Annotated in this window: 22 protein-coding genes and 3 pseudogenes; 10 read left to right on the forward strand and 15 right to left on the reverse strand. The window is 45.5% G+C overall.

Features of this window, described 5'->3' with window-relative positions:
- Positions 1-466: 466 nt before the first annotated feature.
- Both R7040_RS13525 and R7040_RS13530 read right to left on the reverse strand, forming a co-directional pair.
- A pseudogene (locus R7040_RS13525) lies at positions 467-892 on the reverse strand (Tn3 family transposase); the annotation flags it as partial.
- A 55-nt stretch (positions 893-947) separates the two neighbouring features.
- Positions 948-1652, reverse strand: a complete 705-nt coding sequence (locus R7040_RS13530; protein ID WP_001067855.1) for an IS6-like element IS26 family transposase — start codon at positions 1650-1652, stop codon at positions 948-950.
- Positions 1653-1837: 185 nt separating this feature from the next.
- Here R7040_RS13530 and R7040_RS13535 point away from each other — a divergent pair, with 185 nt between their 5' ends.
- The gene (locus tag R7040_RS13535) at positions 1838-2479 is read left to right on the forward strand and encodes a type A-2 chloramphenicol O-acetyltransferase CatII (RefSeq protein WP_011751353.1); all 642 of its coding nucleotides are present in this window, start codon (positions 1838-1840) and stop codon (positions 2477-2479) included.
- Between the two features lie 673 nt (positions 2480-3152).
- Positions 3153-4085 (forward strand): IS5-like element ISKpn13 family transposase, encoded by a 933-nt coding sequence (locus tag R7040_RS13540; RefSeq protein ID WP_004235553.1) that lies wholly within the window; start codon positions 3153-3155, stop codon positions 4083-4085.
- 470 nt (positions 4086-4555) lie between these two features.
- On the opposite strand, the gene R7040_RS13545 is transcribed toward R7040_RS13540, so the two are convergent.
- Together R7040_RS13545 and R7040_RS13550 are read right to left on the reverse strand one after the other, a co-directional pair.
- Positions 4556-5260, reverse strand: a complete 705-nt coding sequence (locus R7040_RS13545) for an IS6-like element IS26 family transposase (protein ID WP_001067855.1) — start codon at positions 5258-5260, stop codon at positions 4556-4558.
- A gap of 70 nt (positions 5261-5330) precedes the next feature.
- A pseudogene (locus tag R7040_RS13550) lies at positions 5331-5531 on the reverse strand (Tn3 family transposase); the annotation flags it as partial.
- Positions 5532-5805: 274 nt separating this feature from the next.
- Here R7040_RS13550 and umuC point away from each other — a divergent pair.
- On the forward strand, positions 5806-6978 hold the full coding sequence (umuC, locus tag R7040_RS13555; RefSeq protein ID WP_001142611.1) for a translesion error-prone DNA polymerase V subunit UmuC: 1173 nt from the start codon (positions 5806-5808) through the stop codon (positions 6976-6978).
- Positions 6979-6988: 10 nt separating this feature from the next.
- On the opposite strand, the gene mobI is transcribed toward umuC, so the two are convergent.
- A complete protein-coding gene (mobI, locus tag R7040_RS13560; protein WP_000348526.1) occupies positions 6989-7432 on the reverse strand; it encodes a conjugative transfer protein MobI(A/C) in 444 nt (147 codons plus the stop codon).
- A gap of 464 nt (positions 7433-7896) precedes the next feature.
- Here mobI and R7040_RS13565 point away from each other — a divergent pair, with 464 nt between their 5' ends.
- Genes R7040_RS13565 through R7040_RS13575 form a run of 3 tightly spaced genes read left to right on the forward strand, consistent with a single transcriptional unit; the run spans position 7897 to position 10386 of the window.
- On the forward strand, positions 7897-8871 hold the full coding sequence (locus R7040_RS13565; RefSeq protein ID WP_000497805.1) for a ParM/StbA family protein: 975 nt from the start codon (positions 7897-7899) through the stop codon (positions 8869-8871).
- Between the two features lie 2 nt (positions 8872-8873).
- Positions 8874-9143 carry a hypothetical protein gene (locus R7040_RS13570; protein ID WP_049874722.1) on the forward strand — a complete coding sequence of 90 codons (270 nt, stop codon included), beginning with the start codon at positions 8874-8876 and terminating at the stop codon, positions 9141-9143.
- A gap of 1 nt (position 9144) precedes the next feature.
- Positions 9145-10386, forward strand: coding sequence for a tyrosine-type recombinase/integrase (locus R7040_RS13575; RefSeq protein WP_008845652.1), 1242 nt, complete (start codon positions 9145-9147; stop codon positions 10384-10386).
- A gap of 16 nt (positions 10387-10402) precedes the next feature.
- Here the strand turns inward: R7040_RS13575 and R7040_RS13580 are convergent, their stop codons facing one another.
- The 4 genes and pseudogenes from R7040_RS13580 to R7040_RS13590 form a co-directional block, all read right to left on the reverse strand.
- Positions 10403-10597, reverse strand: coding sequence for a helix-turn-helix transcriptional regulator (locus tag R7040_RS13580; RefSeq protein WP_040523226.1), 195 nt, complete (start codon positions 10595-10597; stop codon positions 10403-10405).
- Between the two features lie 596 nt (positions 10598-11193).
- A pseudogene (locus tag R7040_RS30620) lies at positions 11194-11271 on the reverse strand (peptide chain release factor 3); the annotation flags it as partial.
- 285 nt (positions 11272-11556) lie between these two features.
- Entirely contained in the window at positions 11557-12012 is a 456-nt protein-coding gene (gene rimI / locus R7040_RS13585; RefSeq protein ID WP_005386430.1) for a ribosomal protein S18-alanine N-acetyltransferase, read from the reverse strand.
- Positions 12013-12024: 12 nt separating this feature from the next.
- A complete protein-coding gene (locus R7040_RS13590; RefSeq protein ID WP_005380121.1) occupies positions 12025-12426 on the reverse strand; it encodes a DNA polymerase III subunit psi in 402 nt (133 codons plus the stop codon).
- Positions 12427-12585: 159 nt separating this feature from the next.
- Here R7040_RS13590 and R7040_RS13595 point away from each other — a divergent pair, with 159 nt between their 5' ends.
- Positions 12586-13032 carry a hypothetical protein gene (locus R7040_RS13595; RefSeq protein WP_054574829.1) on the forward strand — a complete coding sequence of 149 codons (447 nt, stop codon included), beginning with the start codon at positions 12586-12588 and terminating at the stop codon, positions 13030-13032.
- A gap of 62 nt (positions 13033-13094) precedes the next feature.
- Here the strand turns inward: R7040_RS13595 and R7040_RS13600 are convergent, their stop codons facing one another.
- Positions 13095-13598 (reverse strand): GNAT family N-acetyltransferase, encoded by a 504-nt coding sequence (locus R7040_RS13600; protein ID WP_005380119.1) that lies wholly within the window; start codon positions 13596-13598, stop codon positions 13095-13097.
- Positions 13582-14109 (reverse strand): ubiquinone anaerobic biosynthesis accessory factor UbiT, encoded by a 528-nt coding sequence (locus R7040_RS13605; protein ID WP_054574856.1) that lies wholly within the window; start codon positions 14107-14109, stop codon positions 13582-13584. Before R7040_RS13605 ends, R7040_RS13600 begins: the two co-directional genes overlap by 17 nt.
- Positions 14110-14472: 363 nt before the next feature.
- Here R7040_RS13605 and R7040_RS13610 point away from each other — a divergent pair, with 363 nt between their 5' ends.
- From R7040_RS13610 to R7040_RS13620, 3 genes are all read left to right on the forward strand, one after another.
- Entirely contained in the window at positions 14473-16512 is a 2040-nt protein-coding gene (locus R7040_RS13610) for a bifunctional diguanylate cyclase/phosphodiesterase (RefSeq protein WP_005380112.1), read from the forward strand.
- 133 nt (positions 16513-16645) lie between these two features.
- A complete protein-coding gene (locus tag R7040_RS13615) occupies positions 16646-17659 on the forward strand; it encodes a ubiquinone anaerobic biosynthesis protein UbiU (protein WP_005380110.1) in 1014 nt (337 codons plus the stop codon).
- Between the two features lie 20 nt (positions 17660-17679).
- On the forward strand, positions 17680-18558 hold the full coding sequence (locus tag R7040_RS13620; RefSeq protein WP_064354271.1) for a U32 family peptidase: 879 nt from the start codon (positions 17680-17682) through the stop codon (positions 18556-18558).
- Between the two features lie 51 nt (positions 18559-18609).
- On the opposite strand, the gene R7040_RS13625 is transcribed toward R7040_RS13620, so the two are convergent.
- The 4 genes from R7040_RS13625 to pnp form a co-directional block, all read right to left on the reverse strand.
- The gene (locus R7040_RS13625; protein WP_170890505.1) at positions 18610-19956 is read right to left on the reverse strand and encodes an MATE family efflux transporter; all 1347 of its coding nucleotides are present in this window, start codon (positions 19954-19956) and stop codon (positions 18610-18612) included.
- Positions 19957-20059: 103 nt separating this feature from the next.
- A complete protein-coding gene (locus R7040_RS13630; protein ID WP_005380103.1) occupies positions 20060-20482 on the reverse strand; it encodes a MarR family winged helix-turn-helix transcriptional regulator in 423 nt (140 codons plus the stop codon).
- Between the two features lie 99 nt (positions 20483-20581).
- A complete protein-coding gene (nlpI, locus tag R7040_RS13635) occupies positions 20582-21502 on the reverse strand; it encodes a lipoprotein NlpI (protein ID WP_064354273.1) in 921 nt (306 codons plus the stop codon).
- Between the two features lie 178 nt (positions 21503-21680).
- Positions 21681-23816 carry a polyribonucleotide nucleotidyltransferase gene (pnp, locus tag R7040_RS13640; RefSeq protein ID WP_054574827.1) on the reverse strand — a complete coding sequence of 712 codons (2136 nt, stop codon included), beginning with the start codon at positions 23814-23816 and terminating at the stop codon, positions 21681-21683.
- Between the last annotated feature and the right edge of the window lie 123 nt (positions 23817-23939).

Genomic DNA, 23939 nt, shown 5'->3' on the forward strand with positions numbered 1-23939 from the left:
GACCAGTATCCCGATCCCGGCTGGCCGTCCTGGCCGCCACATGAGGCATGTTCCGCGTCCTTGCAATACTGTGTTTACATACAGTCTATCGCTTAGCGGAAAGTTCTTTTACCCTCAGCCGAAATGCCTGCCGTTGCTAGACATTGCCAGCCAGTGCCCGTCACTCCCTGTCGTCTGGGCGTTCCTCTGGGCTAAACATCGACATGATCCGGCGCTTAATATCGCCGTCCTTGTTGACCAGCGTCTTGGTCACGAAGGCCGCGTATTCTTTGGCGTTGTCGTACCCTTTCCAGACCTCGTGGGGGTCAAGAGCGTAGGCGCAAACCCGCCCAGCGACTGGGATTCTGACCAAGGCGCGTTCTGTCTCAAGGTGGGGTTCTAGGGATTTTCCCCTCTAAAAAGACATAATCCTCTGTAGACCACACCAATAAATGGCTGCGGAGGTGGTTTACTTTCAGCTTGGAGCCTAATCATCCACTATCGGCCTTGTTATTTCGCCAATATTGGGCAATTTCCCAGTATTAGTGAAGTTATACGTTCCGCTTAAGTTGATATTTTGCCACGCAACGGGCGAAACAGCACGAGTGATACCCGCTTTCTCTTCATCTCCTCTCGCTTCAAAGTGTCCCAGAAGATGACTCAGTATCGCGGAGTTGAAGTAGATGATCGCGTTGGCAAGCAATCTTGCGCATTCATTCCAGATAGCGATTTCAGACTCGTTTTTGCCACGGAACTGATCACCATTCACCGACGCAATGGCTCGTCTAAGGAAGTGCCATGCTTCTCCCCGGTTCAGGGCACGTTGCACGTACTGCCGCAAACTGGCATCGTCGATGTAGTCAAGTAAATATTGCGCTTTAACCAGTCGATTATACTCCGTCAGAGCCTGTAATATGGCACTGTTGCAAAGTTAGCGATGAGGCAGCCTTTTGTCTTATTCAAAGGCCTTACATTTCAAAAACTCTGCTTACCAGGCGCATTTCGCCCAGGGGATCACCATAATAAAATGCTGAGGCCTGGCCTTTGCGTAGTGCACGCATCACCTCAATACCTTTGATGGTGGCGTAAGCCGTCTTCATGGATTTAAATCCCAGCGTGGCGCCGATTATCCGTTTCAGTTTGCCATGATCGCATTCAATCACGTTGTTCCGGTACTTAATCTGTCGGTGTTCAACGTCAGACGGGCACCGGCCTTCGCGTTTGAGCAGAGCAAGCGCGCGACCATAGGCGGGCGCTTTATCCGTGTTGATGAATCGCGGGATCTGCCACTTCTTCACGTTGTTGAGGATTTTACCCAGAAACCGGTATGCAGCTTTGCTGTTACGACGGGAGGAGAGATAAAAATCGACAGTGCGGCCCCGGCTGTCGACGGCCCGGTACAGATACGCCCAGCGGCCATTGACCTTCACGTAGGTTTCATCCATGTGCCACGGGCAAAGATCGGAAGGGTTACGCCAGTACCAGCGCAGCCGTTTTTCCATTTCAGGCGCATAACGCTGAACCCAGCGGTAAATCGTGGAGTGATCGACATTCACTCCGCGTTCAGCCAGCATCTCCTGCAGCTCACGGTAACTGATGCCGTATTTGCAGTACCAGCGTACGGCCCACAGAATGATGTCACGCTGAAAATGCCGGCCTTTGAATGGGTTCATGTGCAGCTCCATCAGCAAAAGGGGATGATAAGTTTATCACCACCGACTATTTGCAACAGTGCCCCCGAATCTGATATCATTATTCTGTACCAAGCGGCTTACGGAGGACGGGATGCTGCCCATTGAGACAACCAGACTGCCTTCTGATTATTAATATTTTTCGCTATTAATCAGAAGGAATAAACATGAATTTTACCAGAATTGATCTGAACACCTGGAACCGCAGAGAACATTTTGCTCTTTATCGTCAGCAGATAAAATGCGGATTCAGCCTGACCACAAAACTCGATATTACAGCTTTGCGTACCGCACTGGCGGAAACGGATTATAAATTTTATCCGGTGATGATTTATCTGATCTCCCGGGTTGTTAATCAGTTTCCGGAGTTCCGGATGGCAATGAAAGATAATGCACTGATTTACTGGGATCAGACCGATCCTGTATTTACTGTTTTTCATAAAGAGACTGAAACATTTTCTGCGCTCTTCTGCCGTTATTGTCCGGATATCAGTGAATTTATGGCGGGCTATAATGCGGTGATGGCAGAATATCAGCATAATACTGCATTGTTCCCGCAGGGAGCGTTACCAGAGAACCACCTGAATATATCATCATTACCCTGGGTGAGTTTTGACGGATTTAACCTGAATATCACCGGTAATGATGATTATTTTGCTCCGGTGTTTACTATGGCGAAGTTTCAGCAGGAAGATAACCGCGTATTATTACCTGTTTCTGTACAGGTACATCATGCCGTTTGTGATGGCTTTCATGCAGCCAGGTTTATTAATACACTTCAGATGATGTGTGATAACATACTGAAATAAGTTAATTAATACTTTATTTAAGCCACTGTATCCGGAAGGAATGGTGGCTTTTTTTTATCTTTTCGTCGTGATGTGTAATCTCGTTTCAGAATGGTTCAGGATCACTGTACGATAATGCTCCCGTAGTTTGGTAATATCCTTAATAAGAAAAAACAAGCAAAGACGAACAGCAATAGTAATAAAGAAAGCAGTAACAATAACAGTAATAAGTTAGTAACAACACCAGATGCAGTTATAACAATAATAGTATTTATAGTAATAGCACTTACAATAATAGTATTTACAACACCAGAAAGACTGCTGCGACAGTCGTTTTAAACAATACCAGAATGCTGTAAAAGCACCTGTAGTATTAACATTAGTATTAATACCAGTAGTAACACCAGTGAAAACATCATGATGGTATAGAAATATGCCTGAATATGTTTAATTAAACAATAAATAAACCGCCATGTATAACAGAAGATAATATTCTGGTTGGCATTCTTTCTGTTCAGTATAAACATATCGTCCGGCTTCATCAGGAAGGTATATAATAAGTTAAGCTGAACAGGTATATATTTTAGTTTTATTTTTTGATGTTATAAATAAAGTAAGACGATCTGCTAAGGAAGGTGCGATTTAATCGTCATATGTGAGAACATAAAGCTTTCTTTATCATGAGCTGTTTACAATGCCTGCCATTTCCAGCTATTCCTCCCGTAAATCCCGTTTTCTTGACCGTATGAATGTTCTGGTGCCGTGGCAGGATATTGCTGATAAGCTGCTTCACGTCTATCCGTCATCCCGTCGCGGCCGACGGCCTTTCCCCCTGGTGCTTATGCTCCGTATCCACTGCCTGCAACTCTGGTTTGACCTCAGTGACGGAGCGGCTGAAGACGCCCTGCATGATGTCCTGCCGTTCCGTCAATTTGCGGGGATCTGTGACACGGTGCCAGATCGCACAACCATCATGAATTTCCGCCATTTTCTGGAGAAACATCATGCAGGAGAACAGATACTGGCACTGATTAACCAGAAACTGAAGCAGGCCGGACTGATGTTACGTCAGGGCATCATTATCGATGCGACCATTATTTCCGCTCCCTGTTCCGTAAAAAATAAAGCCGGTCAACGGGATCCTGAAATGCATCAGACCCGCAAGGGAAATCAGTGGTACTTTGGTATGAAAGCTCATATTGCTGTTGATGCGGCCACAGGCTTGACGGAAAAAGTAGTGACCACGGCGGCAAATGTGCATGACCTGAATGCGGCGGATAGCCTGATTACGGAGCCGGTAGCAATTGTCTTCGCCGATGCCGGATATCGCGGGGCAGAAAAACGGGACTCTCTGACACATCGGGTTAAAGAGTGGTTTATTGCCAAAGGTCCTCATGCCGTAAAAAAGCTCAGACAGCATCCCCGGCTGAATAAGCAGGCGCTGCATGATGAATATGTGAAAGCAGGTATTAGGGCAAAGGTTGAGCATCCTTTCCGGATACTGAAGTGCCAGTTTGGTTTCAGCAAAACACGATTACGGGGACTGATGAAGAACCACAACCGGCTTTCAATGCTGTTTGCAATGTGCAATTTGGTGCGGGCGGGACAACTGGCGGGGATGTCGTGAAAATCATTGTAATATCAGTGGAGCAGTGACATTTTGCTTACCCTGAGTTGATGGGGGAGATTAAATATTGTCCAAACTGGGGTGCTTACTTTGCCGCGTAAGGAGGATATCCAGGCTCTGGATCGTCATGACTGATTAAATCGCACCTTCCCTAAGATCTGAAATCCTGATTTGCATTAGCCTGGCCGTATCTTCCAAACCCAATAATTGCTCCCAATAATCGCCAGATGCCCTAGAACGCCTTCCAATCTCTGACAATGCCTTTCCATCAATGGAACCCATTAAGCAACCTCCCTGGTAATTAAAGAGTGTTTACCATGTCAGCCGGTGACAATAGGCCGAGCAGCAGATCATAAGCCCAAGCCAACAAAGCGGCGGTGACTCCCATCATCACGAACCCCGGCAGCATTGAATAATCGGCACTGTTGCAAAGTTAGCGATGAGGCAGCCTTTTGTCTTATTCAAAGGCCTTACATTTCAAAAACTCTGCTTACCAGGCGCATTTCGCCCAGGGGATCACCATAATAAAATGCTGAGGCCTGGCCTTTGCGTAGTGCACGCATCACCTCAATACCTTTGATGGTGGCGTAAGCCGTCTTCATGGATTTAAATCCCAGCGTGGCGCCGATTATCCGTTTCAGTTTGCCATGATCGCATTCAATCACGTTGTTCCGGTACTTAATCTGTCGGTGTTCAACGTCAGACGGGCACCGGCCTTCGCGTTTGAGCAGAGCAAGCGCGCGACCATAGGCGGGCGCTTTATCCGTGTTGATGAATCGCGGGATCTGCCACTTCTTCACGTTGTTGAGGATTTTACCCAGAAACCGGTATGCAGCTTTGCTGTTACGACGGGAGGAGAGATAAAAATCGACAGTGCGGCCCCGGCTGTCGACGGCCCGGTACAGATACGCCCAGCGGCCATTGACCTTCACGTAGGTTTCATCCATGTGCCACGGGCAAAGATCGGAAGGGTTACGCCAGTACCAGCGCAGCCGTTTTTCCATTTCAGGCGCATAACGCTGAACCCAGCGGTAAATCGTGGAGTGATCGACATTCACTCCGCGTTCAGCCAGCATCTCCTGCAGCTCACGGTAACTGATGCCGTATTTGCAGTACCAGCGTACGGCCCACAGAATGATGTCACGCTGAAAATGCCGGCCTTTGAATGGGTTCATGTGCAGCTCCATCAGCAAAAGGGGATGATAAGTTTATCACCACCGACTATTTGCAACAGTGCCCAAAAAACACCTTTTTCATTTTCGCGTATCGAGGGGCGAATGTGTAACCAAAGAAATCTAATATAGCGAAGTTAACATTATTGGTACCATGCGTATCGGTCGATAAGGTATTAGGCTGTATATCTGAAGAGTTGTTATAGAGTAAGTCAAAAGCAAAGTGACCTTCATATTCGTTAGCGCCAATGACTTGCGTACTCACCGGAACATGACGTGGTCAACCAAAATTGACCAACCCAGTTAAGCTACTTTTTTCAATTTCTTCATGTCCGCCTCATATTGATTTGAAATTTCCATACTTTATCTAATTCATGTTTTTCTAAATTAGCTAAAATGCAACTCAGAAATGTCCAGAAGTGAGTTGTGTGGTGTCGAGTGGAGATTGTACGATTAAGCCCCTAAGTAATTAGTCCGTCAGTCTCCCTCGGTAATCAAATTAGTACATCTTAGCGATCAAATTGGTAAAAAATTAGACATGTAGATGAATGCCCACCTTAAAAAATAGACAGCGGGTTGGGCTGGGTGATTTTTCTGGTGTTAGACGCCAGCAACCCATGCGGCAGAATGGTTGCTCACTTACTCGTCTATTTTTAGCGGGAATTCTTAGCCAACTGTATGAGCTGTATGCGGATTTAAGCAGTCGAGTGATGCGCACTTTGGAGGAGATGGCACCACGAGTAGAGGTTTACTCCATTGACGAAGCGTTTTTGGACTTAACCGGTATTGAGTCTGCCATATCTCTTGTCGAGTTCGGACAACAAGTGCGAGAGCGCATAGGCCACTGGATTGGGATCACCGTCTGTGTAGGCATTGCACCGACTAAAACACTCGCCAAACTGGCAAACCATGCCGCTAAAAAGTATCCAGCCACTCAGGGCGTTGTAGACCTGACCAATCCAGAACGGCAACGTCGATTGCTCGCATTAGTTCCGGTTGATGATGTTTGGGGCGTTGGTAGACGGCTTTCTAAGCGTTTAAATGCGTTGGGTATCACCACAGCCTTAGATCTCGCCAATGCCTCTCCTAGAGCCATCAGAGACCAGTTTTCGGTGGTTTTAGAAAGAACCGTCAGAGAGCTCAATGGTGAGTCGTGCATTGAACTTGAAGAGATCCCGCCAACTAAGAAGCAAATCGTCTGTAGCCGTTCATTTGGCGCAAAAGTAACGCAATTTGAATTGTTACGTGAGGCCGTATGCGAATACGCAACCCGCGCCACTGAGAAGCTACGCAAAGAACAGCAGCAAGCCAAAGTGATGACCGTGTTTATACGAACCAGCCCCTTTAAGGACAACGAGCCGCAGTACAGCAATTCCGCATCCGGTGAGTTACTGATCCCCAGTTGCGATACGCGGGATTTTATCGAGCTGGCCAATCACTTACTCAAGCGAATTTGGAAGGATGGTTTTCGTTATGCCAAAGCGGGCGTCATGCTGTCTGACTTTTACGATCCTGGCATGTTTCAACCAGGACTATTCGATGACGTATCGACCCGCGCTAATAGCCAACAGTTAATGTCTGTATTGGACACCATTAACCAAAGTGGTGCCGGAAAGGTTTTCTTTGCTGGACAAGGTACGAAGAAAGATTGGTCGATGAAGCGAGAGCATTTGTCTCCCGCTTATACAACACGCTGGGACCAGTTACCACGAGTGAAGTAGCGCAGTTGACTCAATATGCATTCACTCTGCGACGCAGCATGTTGAGCTTATCAACCTGGCGTCGAATATCACTGAAGAATTCTTCTTTCTCCATGGCCAGCGCTAACTCCCATTCTTTGGCTAGACCTTGGCAGTCCAAAAATGCGTATCTCAGCTTCGTCTTTGATATACGCAGCCCCTTGCTAAAGACTACGCGCTTGCCTCGTTGACCGTGAAAACTGTTGATGTACCACTCTATGCCAAAGCCATACTTAAAGTCTCTGATACGGACACCAAGCAGACCCCAGTCTTTAAAGGGCTCATTCTCTCGAACCTTGTAATGGGTAACCCAAAAGTCATCAACTTCAGCTCGTGCCAGCGCTTTTAGCCTGTCTGTTTCTTGCTGAAGTAAATCTGATACCTCTGCTTTCCATTGTTCATTGACGATTTCTACCAAACCAATTTCCCCATCCAATTAACCCCAAAAGCCAAAACCACTATCCGTTTGGCTTTTGGATCGAAACGCCAAACGTAAAACTGCCGTAACAATCACTGTTTGGCGTCTCGATATAAATCAACTCGCGCAATCCCATACCTGACAAGGGATACAGCCCGATTTCACTTAAAAACGCCTAAAACGACGTATCGTCATGAAGATACAAACCGTTTGGCGAGTTCAGGCCAGAATGCAAACGACGTTTGGCGTCTCGATTTTTTTGACTAGGTCATCCGCCGCCAAACAGAGCCTATTCTCATACTTTTGCGAAAATGCAACAGGCAGATAGATGAAAGGATTTGTCACCTTTCTGCCCACCGCCAGTGCACCGAATCCTGATAATGACATTTGAGTGAACCGCCAGAGCACTTGGAAATGCCCAAGCGTGGCCAGTGCGGTTGATTGAAAACCGTTAGAGCACTTTGAGTGCACAGGAGATAAGTATGTTTGTACTAGGCGTAGATATCGGTTACTCAAACCTGAAGCTGGCAATTGGCCAATCAGGCAGTGAACCGAAAACCATTATTCTGCCTGCGGGTGCCGGTCCTGCGGATCGTATGCCAGAGCGTATCGGTGGAGGCGATGATGAAACTTGTTTGTATGTGTCAGTCGATAATGAGCGCTGGGCCGCTGGTGTTCCTGCTGGACGCCTTCAAGGCTGGGAACGAGAGCTTCACCCGGAATATCCCACCACAAAAACCTATAAGGCACTTTTTCATGCCGCCTTGTTAATGGCTGAAACAGAATCCATCGATTTGGTTGTCACTGGATTACCGGTTTCCCAGTTTCATGAACCACAACGTAAATCTGACCTTGTGAAGCGCCTAAAAGGTGTCCATCAAGTGACGCCTAAACGCAGCATCACCGTTCATGACGTCAAAGTGCTGCCGCAGCCTGCCGGTGCCTATATGGATCTAGTTCAAACAGGTGGTGATTTGGGCTTGATTGAAGAAGGTCGCGTCGTCGTCATAGATCCAGGCTTTTTTTCTGTTGACTGGGTTGCCCTTGAGGCCGGAGAAATTCGCTACAGCTCATCAGGAACCAGTCTTCAGGCAATGTCCGTGCTACTGGAAACCATCGATAAGCTGATTTCAGAAGATCACGGTGCCAAAGTCGGAATGGATCGACTTGAAAAAGCCATGAGAACTGGCGACTTACAGGTCCTGCTATTTGGAGAAAAAGTCGATATTTCACCTTATCTGAATGCTGCCATGAAAAAGGTAGCGCCTGTTGCTCTTACAGCCATGCGCCAATCCATGCGTGACGAAAGCATCAATGCGGACTTGGTATTGATCGCCGGAGGTGGAGCCATGGCTTATAAGGAAGCGGCCAAGGAGATTTTTTCACGAAGCAAGATAATCGTGCCGGAACAGTCTGTTTTGGCGAACGTCCGAGGCTTCTGGTTTTATGGGGCCTGATTATGAGAGTTGTCGTCAACATTCCCCCAGGGAGCCACCCTGAACTACTCAAAGAATTGGAAAAGACGCCGCCACGGGAACGCGCTGAGCGTCTGCGGATGCTGGCCACCTTTGGGTTAATTCAAATGAGCCAACCCAATCTATCCACGACATCTGCACCGGTGGATGGCCATGCACCAGATGGTGAAGTGACTTCTATGAGTACAGCGCCAGAACCCAAAGCAGAATCACGTAAACAATCATTAAAATCAAAACTAGGGCTGGGCTTATAACATGGCGTTATCAGTTAGCTGGCTCGATGCCAGGTTAAATAAAGAAGCAAAAGAAACCGTAGTAAAAGCCGACCGAGATGGGCTAAGTGCTCGGGTATCACCCAAGGGCAAAATTGTTTTTCAGTTTCGTTATCGTTTCGATGGCAAGCAACAACGGGTAGACATAGGTACTTACCCACTTATGAAGCTTGCTGAAGCCAGGAATGAGCTAGATAGGTTAAGGGCAGTACTTGATCAAGGCCGAAACCCCAAGCTCTACCTACAGCAAGAACGGGCCAAGTATTCTGCCAATCAAAGCTTCGAATCGATTTTTCGAGACTGGATAGACTCTGCCGGTAAGCAAGGGCTAAAGGAGAAAACGTGGCACTACCAAAAACGCAGCAGTGAAATATATTTGCTGCCCCGACTTGGTAAGTACCCATTAACTGACATCAATGAATTGTCCTTAAGAAACTGTCTTCGTGAGGTTTCGGAAGCGTCTCCGTCAAACACAGAACGTCTAGTGTCTGTGCTGCATAAGTTTTATGACTGGCTGATAGATGAACAGATTTTGGAAATTAACGCTGCCGCTGGGATCACTGCAAAGAAGGTCGGCGGTAAGAAAGGCAAACGAACTCGGGTGCTAAATGACAACGAGATCAGGATACTTTGGCGCTATTTGCATGAGTCAAAAATCACTGAGAAGAATCGCATCTACATAAAACTGCTTCTCTTATTGGGAGGGCGCAAGGGCGAACTCATTCAAGCTGAAAAGCATCACTTTGACTTGCAATCTGCAATGTGGACAGTGCCCATAGAGATCCGCAAACAAGGTGAGAAAATTGGAGCGCCGATCATGCGGCCATTGATTAAGCCAGCTATTGAGCTGATTGAACTAGCGATGCAGATGAGCAAATCAACTTACTTGTTTCCCGCGAACGGACAAGAAGAGCTTGCCACAAATGGCTTTGATACCACTATTCCTAACAATGTGAAAATCTGGGCTCGCAGATCGCTTAGTGTTGAGATGGAACATTGGTCTATGCATGATCTTCGCAGAACGATGCGAACGCGAATGTCAGCCATCACCACGCAAGAAGTTGCCGAGTTGATGATTGGCCACAGCAAAAAAGGGTTGGATGCTATCTACAACCAATATCAGTACCTGGATGAAATGCGTCATGCTTACGACGTTTGGTATCAACAGCTAGAGACCATCATCGAGCCGACAGGCTTTTCATTCAACTGGCGTTTCGGACAATAAAATAAAAGAAAGAGGCTCAGTCCTCTTTCTTCTCATACTCCTCCAAGTCTTCAATGTGCCACAGCTTGTTTCGTGTATTTCGGTTGATGCGAGGTTGCGGCAAGCTGCCATCTTTTATTCTTCGCCAGAGCGTCGTATAGCTAATGTGGTAACGAGCCATCACTTCGTAAGATGTTAGAAAAGGGGTTGCCTGGTGCGCTACTGCTGTCATCTGCATTCTCCTGAAAATCAATGTAAAGCTATCATCGCCTGATTCATCACTAGTTGATGGTCAGAAAGATGCATGATTTGTTCAGAAGATCAGCCTTATCGAAACACAAATGTTGCTATTAGGTACTTTTCAGCTCAAACCTATGAATAACAAGGGCTACAAGGCGGTTTGTGTCATGAATAGCAATCAACATGCCTAACGAGAAAAATTTGTACACACTGTTTGTACACTCGCAACGATGACACATCAAAAACCACAATGACGAACCCTTTAAATTCATAAGCTTACAAACATAAAACTAGAGATGATCGCATTTATTCCGCTTTTGTAATGTCGAAACCAAAGTACCAAAAGCAGAAGGCACTTTCTTCATCAAACCCAGTAACCACAAGGCCTACAGCCAGATTTGTGTCATGGAATTTTCGCCAAAGGCCTCTAAAACGGAATTTGTACTCAAGTTTGTACACACTTTCCGAGGTTACGCTTGAACATCATTGAAAAGCAAAGAAACGAGAAAAAGACAAAAAGCCTTTAAATTCAGTACGTAGAGATGTGATTGTGGTGTGCAATGAAAGGTGGTTTTAAGCGTTGAAAGGCTGGGCGGCATCAGGGTGCGAAATAATAGCGAACGTTCTGCGCTTAGACACTTCGCCTAAAAAAAGGGGATTTGACATTAGTTAATCTTCTAAATTACTTTCATGCTCACAAAATAGGCAAGCATATCTACTATTCGATATTGTGCGGTATTCTCGCTTATTATCGCTGTGCTAGCAAACTGGAAAGACATGAACTGAATTTACTCGGCTCACCAGCCTTTACCTGCAACTAACAAGGGAAAGCCAGCTCCACACAAAGAGATGTAAAAATTCAAAAAATTATTATTACATATTCAAAAGCCTCGAATCCGGATACGCATTTAAAGCATAAGTGTTGATGAGGTAATTAGTAACGGCCTAAAACTAACTCAAAAATAAGTAACTCATGATAATGGCGTCTTCCTTACCATTTCCCGATTTAGCTGGGTAATAGTTGTAACGACGGTCCACTTCATTAAAACCTGCTTGCTCATAAATATGGATAGCTGGGTGATTACTTTCACGCACTTCTAACCAAGCACTCTCTGCTTTGGCTTGTTCACAGTGTTCAATAAACGCGTCCAGCAATTTTTGCCCTAGCCCTCTGCCCTGTTGAGAAGGCGCTACTGCAATATTTAATAGTGTCACTTCTCCAACAATATTCTGTCCATAGAAGTAACCAACCACTTGAGAGCCTTCCAGCATCACATGATGGCAAGCACCGCGACTGGATAAGTCACGAACCAAAGATTCGGCCCAAGGGTGAGAATGTGCTTGCTGCTCGATTTGCCAAACTTGGTCGAGGTGCTCTGCACGCATCGGCGTAATTTCAATTGTCACGCATTAGCTCCGTTAAGAAGAGTACGAACAGATTTGTTGCCACAATGCGCGGCGCTGTTCGTTATTACCATCAATATCTTGTAATAGTGGCGAGGTCAGGTGCTTTGCCTTGATGCTTTGATCAGCCTCACAGCCTGCAAACCACACCCACTCTAGCTGATGTTCACCCAGCATGGATAAGCGCTCAGGCTCTAGGTGTAGCGCATCATCAAGCGTGAGCTTAATGCTTTTTAATACGCGCTCAAACATCAATGCCGTCTCGTTTTCTGGACATATTGGCGATACCAATAGGAGTTTACATGAACTTTGCAAATCCAATAATGGCGATTGATAGCCTTCCAGTCTTTCAGGGTGTACCAGCTCCCATGTGCTGATCCCCATTTCACGTAAATACTGTTTCTCGTTAATTGACATTTTCCGTCACCTATTTGAACGAGGGCAATCCTATCAAATTATCGCGATTATACCTAAAGGACTTCAAGGAACACCTGAACACAATGAGATGATTTGGATATTCCTGAACATAGCGTTTTGCCAACGGCCACACATTGGGTATGACATATGAGGTACATTATGAAATTCTTAAATACGCTACTACTTTGCACACTGGTAGCCGCCACCAGCGTGAGTGTTTTTGCTAATAACAGCGATGAGTGGGAGCTGATTGCAACGAAAACCGTTAACTTTCATACAGAAACAGATACCGTGACACCAAATAGCCTATTCCGAAACCGAAGCTTCAGTAAAATAAAACTAAAATGTGTGCAAGGAACGGTAGACATGAATGGTTTAAAAGTCGTCATGACAGATGGTAGTGAGAAAAAGCTTTCCTCTATGGGCGTACTAACAAGCGGATTGTCGACTCGTGCCTGGAGCCTTCCAGGTACAAAAGAAGCCAAGCTAAAACAGATTGAAATGACTTACAGTAGCTGGGGAAGCACAAAACTCAGCCTGCTAGGGGTAAGTAAAAAAGCGAAAATAGAGGTCTGGGGCAAAAAGAAAAGTAACCAGTCATCCTAACCTCCCTATCTCAGTTTTCAGTGAATAAGAAAGAAGCCCACTTAGTCGTGGGCTTCTTTCATTTACAGTTCAGAGAACTCTGGCGCATAGTCTATGCGTCCGGAGCGTCCAGCACATTGACCTTCGACCAACTCTGCGACTCGAAATGCACCTTTAGGGACATCCCAAGCACATTCAAAGCCCATCTCGTCGCATGATTGAAAACCCTGGCGCGCGTAATAATCAGGATCGCCCAACACCACACACACTGGGTAGCCAAAATCACGCAGTGAATCGAAACCTTCTTTGATCAACTCTGCAGCGATGCCTTGGCGACGGTAATCTTCATGAACAGCTAATGGCGCTAGCCCTTGCCATGACAAATCTTCACCATTTAAGGTCACAGGGCTAAATAAAGCATGGCCTATCACCTCTCCCTCATCTGTACACGCGACTAAGGAAAGTGTGAATTTGCTGTTTTCGCGCAAACGCATCACAAGCTCAGCTTCAGCTTCCGTTGGGAAGGCGTGTTTCAATAAGCGGTCAATGGTAAGAATGTCCGCAGGGGCTTCAGTTCGAATAAGCATTCGCTACTCCGGTTGGTTGTGCAGGCGCTTGAACTCCTTTCTGAACAAAATCAGCCAATTGATTCAAAGCGACTTGCATTGCTTTCGGTAACTGCTCTAAGTCGACACTGTCCATTAAGTTTTTCACTTCTAAGCCAAGCTCAGTATCACCTTCAATTGAAAGGCGACGTTGGAAGAACAGTGTGTCAGGGTCTTCTTTACGACCAGCAATCAGTACTAGGTCGTTTAGATTACCACTAAAACTCACATCTTCCTGAACTGGTTTTTCAGCTACCACCAATTTTTCGTCTTGATAGCTGATGTACCATGCTAAGTTCAAGTCTTTAATCGCAACTTTTAACCACTTGTCTTCAAGGAACTCAAAGTCACCATCTTCCAAGGCTTCTTTAAACACCATTTTTAGCCCTTCCAGCAACGCTTTTTGCTGAATTGGCTGTGGAAATAACTGGACTGGAGAACGCAAAATATTAGCTGCGTTCTTTACTAGTTGACTGCGAATCTTGTTTAACACGTTCATTATCCGTTACTTTGTCATTAGGTTGCTTATATTAAGCAATCGTGGCGATGAGATTACTGTTATGTATCAATAAAGTGCTTATTTTAGATTGGTGGTTTATTGCTCACTAACGCTTCTTTTTTTGAACTTACGTGTATTATTGATGCGAACAGGTGGATAAACACTTTTACAACCGTATTTTCAAAGTTATAGTTATCTGAGCGTATCCATGTGATTGTCGACTGCACAGCTAAAACCGCGAGCCCTTTAATGGCAAGTAACACTTTAGCTTGGTGGTAGACCGCCGCAGGCTTATCAGGGTGTCGCTTTTTATACACGGACGAATAATCTGGCTCATTGGAGATCGGTAATACCCTAATGCCTTCCCAGCAATTAAAACATTGGTTTGCCACGCTAACCTCAAATAGCCCTTTCTTCTTTGCCATTCTTGATAAAAAACACAATTATCGAATGGTAAGTGACCGTTACTGCGATATCGCAGGTTTAAGTCATGAGGAAATCGTCGGCTTAAACGATTGCCAAGTGCTGGGTGAGCAGTTTTATAAGAAGCTTGCACCATACTATCAGCGCGCGTTCAAAGGGGCACATGTCGAAGCCGAAATCACGCTCGATGAAACCGACCTTGAAACCAGCCTTCACTTTAGTCTTTCGCCAGTTTTTGAAGGTAACGACATTCGCTTTGTTGTTTTTCACGCTGTCGATACTTCAGAAAAGCAGATACTCGTTCGCTCCTTAGAAGAGTCCGAAAGTAAGTTTGCGAAGTTAACACAACTGCTACCAGACGGCTTACTGCTTATCGAGGATGATATTGTCATCTCTGCGAACCCCGCATCAGCGCGCCTTCTCGGACTTAACTCTCCTCATGAATTGTTGGGTGAAGAGCTAAGTCGTTTATTCATCGATGAAAACAGTAAAAAGGTATTTAGTCATCGATTGAGTACATTAATTTCTGACAAACCTTTTGTCTGCTTAACCAGCGCAAGATGCGGCTTTGAACGGAAAGTTCAGCTACACGCGGATTCCACGGCGATATTAGGTAGCGAATCTCAAATTATCCTAATCCAAGATGCTGATGATGCGCCCAAAAACCTGTCTTCTGCATCGAATGAAGACATACACATTGACTCGCTCACCAAACTCTACAACCGCTTTGGCTTCACCAAACGTTTGGAACAGCTGATCAAAAAGCAAACACCGCTTCTGGTATTCTATTTGGATATCGATAACTTCAAAAACATTAATGACTCACTTGGTCACCATATTGGCGATAAAGTGATTCAAGAGGTATCGGCCCGTCTTAAACGGTTACTGCCAAACCAAGCGATTATTGGTCATTTGGGTGGCGATGAGTTTGGCGTCATTCTGCCGGAGCCAGAAAACACCCGCATGGCTGAAATTTTGTCCGATCGCATTATCTCGTTGATCAACCAACCTTTCGACTTGCACCACTTCAGTAAACGCCTTGCGTGTTCAATTGGTAGCGTTCGATACCCTGAAGACGGACAAGATGCGCGAATCCTACTACAAAATGCCGATACTGCGATGTATGAAGCCAAAGATCGTGGTAGAAATCGTCTGATCAAATTTAACGATCAAATGAACAAAGAAGCGCGTATGCGTTTGTGGCTTGAAATCGAACTGCAAAAAGCATTGCAGCAGAACGGTTTGGAAGTGTGGTATCAACCTAAGGTTAACGCGCGAGACTTCAGTATCAACGGCGCAGAAGCGCTCGTTCGTTGGAAGCATCCAGTCGAAGGGTACATTAGTCCTGGCTCATTCATTCCTGTCGCCGAGCGCGCTGGGTTAATAGAACACCTTGGACGTGTCGTGATGCGTGATGTTTTCAATACGGTAAAACGTTGGAAGCAACAAGGCATACTGCCAGGCCGTGTCGCCATCAACCTCTCTCCCGAGCAATTTGGCAACCCACAGCTGATCGACTTTATGGAAAAGCTGCTTCGCACTACCGAGCTTGATCCAAGCTGCATTACCTTCGAGCTAACCGAAAGTGCCGTGATGAGTGATAGCGAACATACACTGCAAATGTTGAATGCGATTAAAAAGCTTGGCTTCGCTCTCTCTATCGATGACTTTGGTACCGGCTACTCTTCTCTTTCTTACTTAGCGCGTTTCCCTATTGACGAGCTAAAAATCGACCGCGCTTTTATTAATGATATCGACACACTACCGAAACAAGTCACTGTGATTGAAAACATCATTAATCTGGGTAAGTCGCTCGACTTAACTGTCGTTGCCGAGGGGGTGGAAACCCATCAGCAAGCGACCCTGCTCTCTAACCTTCAATGTAATGCGATTCAAGGATTCCATTTTTATCGCCCACAGCCAAAACACGAAATTGAAGAGCTGTTTGTACAGAATCGTCGTCACAAGAACTAACCCCGACCCGATACCCTTACTCGCAAGGGGTAAATATCGACTTTATTGAGCTAAACCTAACTTAGGTCAATTTCGCTATTCATAATTCTTCATAAAATGCGGACACCTTTTTATTCTCAATGATTGTGAGCATATGGAACTCTTGTGTCCCGCGGGTAACCTGCCTGCGTTAAAAACTGCGATTGATTGCGGTGCCGATGCCGTCTACATTGGTTTCAAAGATGATACCAACGCCCGTCACTTTGCTGGCCTCAACTTTAACGGCAAAAAGTTAGAAAAAGCGGTGCAATACGTTCATGACCGCAATAAAAAAATTCATGTCGCGTTGAATACCTTCGCTCATCCCAATGGCTTCGAGCGCTGGACGAACGCAGTAGACAATGCAGCGGCACTGGGTGTAGACGCGCTGATTGTTGCAGACATTGCAGTGCTGGAGTACGCGGCTCGCAAATATCCCGATCTGGAACTACACCTTTCAGTGCAAGCATCAGCGACCAACGTCGCAGCCATTGATTTTTACAAACAAAACTTCAACGTAAAACGGGTAGTGCTACCCCGCGTTTTATCGATTCATCAGGTCAAACAGCTCTCACGCAACATCACTAGCGATGTCGAGTTAGAAGTCTTTGCTTTTGGTAGCCTTTGCATCATGTCTGAAGGTCGCTGCTACCTATCGTCATACATGACAGGCGAGTCTCCAAACACTGTGGGAGCATGCTCTCCAGCTAAGTACGTTCGCTGGCAAGAAACAGAAAATGGTCTGGAATCCCGCCTTAACGACATTTTGATCGATCGCTACAGCACCGGTGAAAATGCGGGCTACCCTACCTTGTGTAAAGGTCGTTTCGAAGCAGAAATCGAAGGCGAGAAAAAACGCTACCACGCACTGGAAGAACCAACCAGTTTGAACACCCTCTCTATGCTGCCAGAACTATTTGCTGCAAATGTGGCTTCTGTAAAAATTGAAGGTCGCCAACGTAGCCCTGCTTACGTAGAACAAGTCACTCGAACATGGCGAGCCGCGATTGACCGTTACCAAGCAAACCCAGAAGCTTACCAAGTCGAAGCGGCTTGGGATGCCGCATTGGCAAACGTGTCTGAAGGTACGCAGACCACACTTGGTGCTTATCACCGCAAATGGCAGTAGAGGTTAAGATGGATAATTCAATGAAATACGCGCTTGGCCCGCTGTTGTACTTCTGGCCAAAACAAGACATCGAAGCGTTTTATGAACAAGCGAAATCAAGCTCCGCGGACATCATCTATCTTGGGGAAACCGTATGTTCAAAACGTCGAGAAATGAAGCCTTCGCATTGGCTTGAAATCGCAAAAGAGCTGTCTGCATCTGGCAAGCAAGTGGTGCTATCAACAATGGCACTACTAGAAGCTCCGAGTGAAGTAAACATAATGAGGAAGTACATCGACAACGGTGACTTCGCGATTGAAGCAAATGACGTATCTGCTGTTCAATTGGCATCAGAGCATAAAGTGCCTTTCGTCGTTGGCCCTGCAATCAATACTTATAACGCACACACGCTCAACTTATTTTTGAAGCAAGGTATGATGCGTTGGTGCATGCCTGTCGAACTCTCTCGCGAATGGTTAAACGATACTTTAGTTCAGTGTGACGAGCTTGGTATTCGTAACAAGTTTGAAGTTGAGGTATTTAGCCACGGTTATTTGCCTTTAGCGTATTCCGCTCGCTGTTTCACAGCCCGAGCTGAAAACCGAGCGAAAGACGATTGCGAAACCTGCTGTATCAAATACCCTACGGGTATCCAGGTCAGCAGCCAAGAAGGGCAAGAAGTCTTTAACCTTAACGGCATTCAAACACAGTCAGGGTATTGCTACAACCTCATCAATGACTTACCAAGTATGAAAGGGCTGGTTGATGTGGTCCGGTTAAGCCCTCTTGGTATCGACACTTTTTCAGAGTTAGAGCGTTTTCGCTCAAACGAATACGGCGATAATCCTGAAAAGCTCGAAAGCCGCCAATGCAATGGCTATTGGCATCAACTAGCGGGCTTAGAAGTAAAAACCATTTAATCCTTAAAGATAAAAGCGAGGCCTAGCCTCGCTTTTATCTGTTAGCTTTTGTTAGCAGGCTTGCACCCTTGGTTCGACAGAACTCTCATTAAGCAGCTTTTTCACATCTCGCCACAACATACTGATCACGACCAAACTCAATGCAATGTTAGACAATGGGAAAGCTAACCAAATACCTGTCACGCCGAAAAGTTTCGGCATAATGAATAAGAATGGCAACTGGACCAGCATGTTGCCTAGTGTTACAAACATAGCTTTGCTGCCTTTGTTTACTGATTGATAGTACGCGGCCGCCACAACTAAAAAACCATCTAAGAACAACGCAAACATGTGTAAACGAATCCCGATTACGGTGCTATCAATCAACTGTTGGTCTGCATTATTAAACACCGCAACCAGTTCGTACGGGAAAAGGTTCATCAAAACAACGAACGCCACCCCGCCAAGCACAGATGTCCCCATCGCGACCTTTAATAACTTTCTAATGTTCTCCTGATTACGCGCACCGTGGTTGAAGCTCACTAAAGGCTGCATACCATTCGCAATTCCTTCTGCTATCAGATAGTAAACCGTCACGATGTACCCCAAAATGGCGTACGCTCCGATCAACATTGCACTTCCGTATTGAGAAAATAACGCGTTGTGCAGTGCCACCATCACAGAGCCGTAGGCGTACATAAAGAAACTTGATGTACCTATCATGATAATCTTTGGTGCAGCATCAACCTGAACTTTGAAGTCGCGGATACTAAGGCGTAATGTTGCTTTTGAAGTAAAGAAGTAACCAATACCTAGCACAGTGACCACTAATTGTGCAAGTGCAGTGGCAATAGCGGCTCCGGTTAACTCCCACTCCAACCAAGCAATAAATACGTAGTCTAATACAATGTTAATAACGGCACCGATGACCATCAAAATCGTTGCTAAGTTCGGGCTGTCGTCATTGCGTAATAAAAACGGAACTGCGATAGAACCCAACGTGAATACGCACGCGACAATCAGAATATGCAAATATTGCAGCGCAAGTTCAAACACTCGCCCTTCCGCACCTTGCCAGCGAATAAATTCATCCGAAAACAAGAACAATATTGTAGCAACGATCGGCATCAATGCCGCTAACAACGTCAATCCGGTCGTTAGGATTCGCTTAGCGCCTTCATGATCGTTCTCTCCTTGCTTGATCGAAGTCAGCGCGCCAGTCCCCACCCCAATCATCATTCCTATACCGAGGATCGAACCGATAATAGGCCACGCAACATTGATCCCAGCTAATCCGTCAGCGCCAACATAACGGCCAATAAAAATGCCATCAACTATTTGATACAAACCGTTTACGAGCATTGCTGCGACGGTTGGAATCGTATATTTCCAAAACTGTCTATAAATTGAGTTTTGCATGACTGTCACCAGTAGTTAGCAAAGCTAACTAAATGGTTAAATTAAATAAAAGAAAGATGAAACAACAAAAACTAAACCATACAGCTGAGGCCTTTGCTTCAGTTTAAAATGACTTATTACTCAATGCTTTATTCAATAAAGCTTGTAACTGTTCAGCTTCTTGCTGATTTAATTGTTGCATCATTTGGTCAGAGATATCTTTGTACACTACCTGCTCCAAAGACATTTTTTCTGCGACTTCTTCCGTAAGCAACACACGCTTAGCACGAGCATCCTCATTACATGCGATGCGTTTCACCAAACCCTTTTTTTCCAAACGCACAACCATTGTCGATGCGGAAGGCTTAGTCACTTGCAGCTCTTCTGCAAGATCGGTTATTCGCACACCCTCAGGGTAAACCTGAATCACACGTAAATAATCGAACTCATTAAAGCTTAGATGTGATAATGGATCTTCTTTGGCATAGACACGCCAAGCTTTGGCGCAAAAACGCTCTAAATCAATCAAGCTTTCTTCTAATGCCATAAAAGCCACCACCACTTAGTTAGCAAGACTAACTATTTTAAATGAGTCACTCATCAAGTTCAATCATAAAAAAAGCCGCTCTCATCGAGCGGCTCTAAATCATTCAATTTCCAGCTTCTTGGCAGCCTTTAACTTGGCCAATCTATCTTGCTGTAATTGATCGTAAATTTGCGCCAACTCCAAGAAAGAATAGCGATGCTCAACATAATCGTAAACGTTGAACGAAATCGCGAGCTTATAAAGTGAGATGGCACTTGCGATATCACCTTCAAGCTGATTACGCTTTCCAAGGTAGAAATACGTTTCCGTCAATCGTTCAGCTAGGCGATAGTTCTCTCTCGTTCCATCCATAATTGCTTTAAGCGCGTCTTCGTCCGAGACGTCTCGCAGGATGATAGCAACAAGAACCCACCCCCACTCTTCACTACGATCTCGTAAATAACGCTGTTGAAGATTGGCTTTTGCTTGCTCTGGATTTTGCTCAGCTTCGATGATGTACAGCCATAATGAACGAAAAGGATCCGTTGGCATTTCTTGATAATGCTTGGTCATATCTTCTAAAGCGAGATCGATTCGGCCACCATAATACAGTGCAATCGCACGGTTGCGCTCAGCATAGGTATTATCAGGAGCCAACTCTATGGTCGAGTCAAACGCTTCATATGCCGCATCAAACTCTCCTACTTGGGTAAAGTATACTCCCAAAAGATTGAAGATGTCCGGCTGAGCAGGATTCAACTGCAAAGACTGGTTAAAGTCCAAACGGGCAAGATCACGTAAACCAACGCTGTCGTAGTAGCTACCGCGCTCATAATGCATTTTAGCGCGCACTTCATCACTAAGGTCGGGACGTTGTAGCAACTGCGAGAGACGCGCGATTTGTACTTCTTGTTGAACACTAGGCTGAAGTGGCACCGCCATCGGTGGATATAACCACTTTTGTGCTGATTGTTGAGAAGTATTTGCACAACCGGTCAGCGCGATAGCAACACATAAAATTGCGGTTTGAAACCATTTCACTAATTGATACTCCTGTTTGGACCGCTCAAGATTTATTTCTCTTAATGCAATATAGGCGATAACCTCGTTTGAGGTTAATACATCGAAACAAACCAAAAAAGGGGAGCGAAAATGCTCCCCTTTTATAACATGCTTTCAGGCCCTTAATCTAATAAAAGGCTGAAAGTCTCATTTTGTCTTACTCGTCTTTAGCAGCTGGTGCTTCAGCAGCAGCTTCTTCAGCTGGCTTTTCTACCGCTTCTTTCATGCTTAGACGTACACGGCCTTGGCGGTCGATTTCAAGAACTTTAACTTGAACTTCTTGACCTTCAGCTAGGTAGTCAGACACTTTCTCTACGCGTTTTTCTGCGATTTGAGAAATGTGTACAAGACCATCTTTGCCTGGAAGAACCGTTACGAATGCACCGAAGTCTGCTAGACGTGCAACTTTACCTGTGTAGATACGGCCCACTTCAACTTCAGCAGTGATCTCTTCGATACGGCGGATAGCTTCTTTCGCAGCAGTGCCTTCAGTTGCCGCAATCTTGATAGTACCGTCGTCTTCGATTTCGATAGTTGTACCAGTCTCTTCAGTTAGAGCACGGATAACTGCACCACCTTTACCGATAACGTCTTTGATCTTCTCAGCGCTGATCTTCATCGTGTGAATACGCGGAGCAAATTCAGAGATGTCTTCACGAGCACCAGAGATTGCTTCATCCATTACAGATAGGATGTGCTTACGTGCGCCTTGAGCTTGGTTAAGCGCAATTTGCATGATTTCTTTAGTGATGCCTTCGATCTTGATGTCCATTTGAAGTGCAGTGATACCAGTGTTAGTACCTGCTACTTTAAAGTCCATGTCACCTAGGTGGTCTTCATCGCCAAGGATGTCAGAAAGTACAACGAAATCGTCACCTTCTTTAACAAGACCCATTGCAATACCAGCAACAGATGCTTTGATTGGTACACCTGCGTCCATAAGCGCAAGAGAAGTACCACATACTGAAGCCATTGAAGATGAACCGTTAGATTCAGTGATTTCCGATACAACACGTACTGTGTATGGGAACTCATCAACAGAAGGCATTACTGCAGCAATACCACGCTTCGCCAGTTTACCGTGGCCGATTTCACGACGCTTAGGAGAACCTACAAAACCAGTTTCACCTACACAGTATGGAGGGAAGTTGTAGTGCAGTAGGAAGTGATCTTTACGCTCACCAGTTAGCTCATCGATGATTTGAGCATCACGCTGAGTACCTAGCGTTGCAGTAACGATCGCCTGAGTTTCACCACGAGTGAATAGCGCGCTACCGTGAGTACGAGGAAGAACACCAGTACGTACATCTAGTGCACGAACCATGTCTTTTTCACGGCCATCGATACGAGGGTTACCAGCAATAATACGGCTACGTACTACTGTCTTCTCTAGATCATGGAAGATAGTGTGGATTTCTTTTGTGTCTGCTTCAGGATCTTCAGCAAGAAGAACTTCATTTACTTCCGCAGCGATCTCATGGATGCGGTCGTAACGAGCCATTTTCTCAGTAATTTGGTAAGCTTCAACAAGTTTAGCTTCTGCTAGATCAGCAATCTTATTTTTAAGCGCTGTGTTCTCTTCAGGAGCAACCCAATCCCAAGCAGGAGTTGCAACTTCTGCTTTGAATTCGTTGATAGCTTTAATAGCAACTTGTTGTTGGTCATGACCATAAACAACCGCCGCTAGCATTTCTTCTTCAGTTAGGTTGTCCGCTTCTGACTCAACCATCAATACTGCTGACTCTGTACCTGCAACAACAAGGTCAAGCTTAGAAGTTTCTAGTTCAGTTTGGCTAGGGTTAAGTACAAGCTGACCATCGATATGACCAACACGCGCCGCACCGATAGGGCCGTTGAATGGAATGCCAGAGATAGCAAGAGCAGCAGAAGTACCGATCATTGTAACGATATCTGGCTGAACATCTGGGTTTACAGACATTACTGTCGCGATAACCTGAACTTCGTTTTTAAACGCGTCTGGGAATAGCGGACGGATTGGACGGTCGATTAGACGAGCTGTTAGCGTTTCGCCTTCAGAAGGACGACCTTCACGTTTGAAGAAGCCGCCTGGGATTTTACCCGCAGCGTAAGTACGCTCTTGGTAGTTAACCGTTAGTGGGAAGAAGTCTTGACCTGCAACGGCTTCTTTTTTACCTACAACAGATACGAATACAGACGTATCATCCATTGTGACCATAACTGCTGCTGTAGCTTGACGTGCAATAACGCCAGTTTCTAAAGTAACTGTGTGGTTACCGTACTGGAACGTTTTAACAACTGGTTTTTCGAACATTGTTATTCCTTGTTTCTAATCTTCCTTTAGTGCTTAAAGAAATCTTAGATGTGTTAATTGACACTCAAGGCATTACGAATCGCGACTAGTAAAAAGAAACTCGGAAGTTCCTTTTGAATAGTC

It is taken from the genome of Vibrio sp. 1069, from assembly GCF_033340555.1.

Bases quoted from the DNA above. Each gene is read 5' to 3' on its own strand.
- R7040_RS13530 (WP_001067855.1), bottom strand. From the start codon at position 1,652: ATGAACCCATTCAAAGGCCGGCATTTTCAGCGTGACATCATTCTGTGG.
- R7040_RS13535 (WP_011751353.1), top strand. From the start codon at position 1,838: ATGAATTTTACCAGAATTGATCTGAACACCTGGAACCGCAGAGAACAT.
- R7040_RS13540 (WP_004235553.1), top strand. From the start codon at position 3,153: ATGCCTGCCATTTCCAGCTATTCCTCCCGTAAATCCCGTTTTCTTGAC.
- R7040_RS13545 (WP_001067855.1), bottom strand. From the start codon at position 5,260: ATGAACCCATTCAAAGGCCGGCATTTTCAGCGTGACATCATTCTGTGG.
- umuC (WP_001142611.1), top strand. From the start codon at position 5,806: ATGCCCACCTTAAAAAATAGACAGCGGGTTGGGCTGGGTGATTTTTCT.
- R7040_RS13565 (WP_000497805.1), top strand. From the start codon at position 7,897: ATGTTTGTACTAGGCGTAGATATCGGTTACTCAAACCTGAAGCTGGCA.
- R7040_RS13570 (WP_049874722.1), top strand. From the start codon at position 8,874: ATGAGAGTTGTCGTCAACATTCCCCCAGGGAGCCACCCTGAACTACTC.
- R7040_RS13575 (WP_008845652.1), top strand. From the start codon at position 9,145: ATGGCGTTATCAGTTAGCTGGCTCGATGCCAGGTTAAATAAAGAAGCA.
- R7040_RS13580 (WP_040523226.1), bottom strand. From the start codon at position 10,597: ATGACAGCAGTAGCGCACCAGGCAACCCCTTTTCTAACATCTTACGAA.
- R7040_RS13590 (WP_005380121.1), bottom strand. From the start codon at position 12,426: ATGTCAATTAACGAGAAACAGTATTTACGTGAAATGGGGATCAGCACA.
- R7040_RS13595 (WP_054574829.1), top strand. From the start codon at position 12,586: ATGAAATTCTTAAATACGCTACTACTTTGCACACTGGTAGCCGCCACC.
- R7040_RS13600 (WP_005380119.1), bottom strand. From the start codon at position 13,598: ATGCTTATTCGAACTGAAGCCCCTGCGGACATTCTTACCATTGACCGC.
- R7040_RS13610 (WP_005380112.1), top strand. From the start codon at position 14,473: ATGCCTTCCCAGCAATTAAAACATTGGTTTGCCACGCTAACCTCAAAT.
- R7040_RS13615 (WP_005380110.1), top strand. From the start codon at position 16,646: ATGGAACTCTTGTGTCCCGCGGGTAACCTGCCTGCGTTAAAAACTGCG.
- R7040_RS13620 (WP_064354271.1), top strand. From the start codon at position 17,680: ATGAAATACGCGCTTGGCCCGCTGTTGTACTTCTGGCCAAAACAAGAC.
- R7040_RS13625 (WP_170890505.1), bottom strand. From the start codon at position 19,956: ATGCAAAACTCAATTTATAGACAGTTTTGGAAATATACGATTCCAACC.
- R7040_RS13630 (WP_005380103.1), bottom strand. From the start codon at position 20,482: ATGGCATTAGAAGAAAGCTTGATTGATTTAGAGCGTTTTTGCGCCAAA.
- pnp (WP_054574827.1), bottom strand. From the start codon at position 23,816: ATGTTCGAAAAACCAGTTGTTAAAACGTTCCAGTACGGTAACCACACA.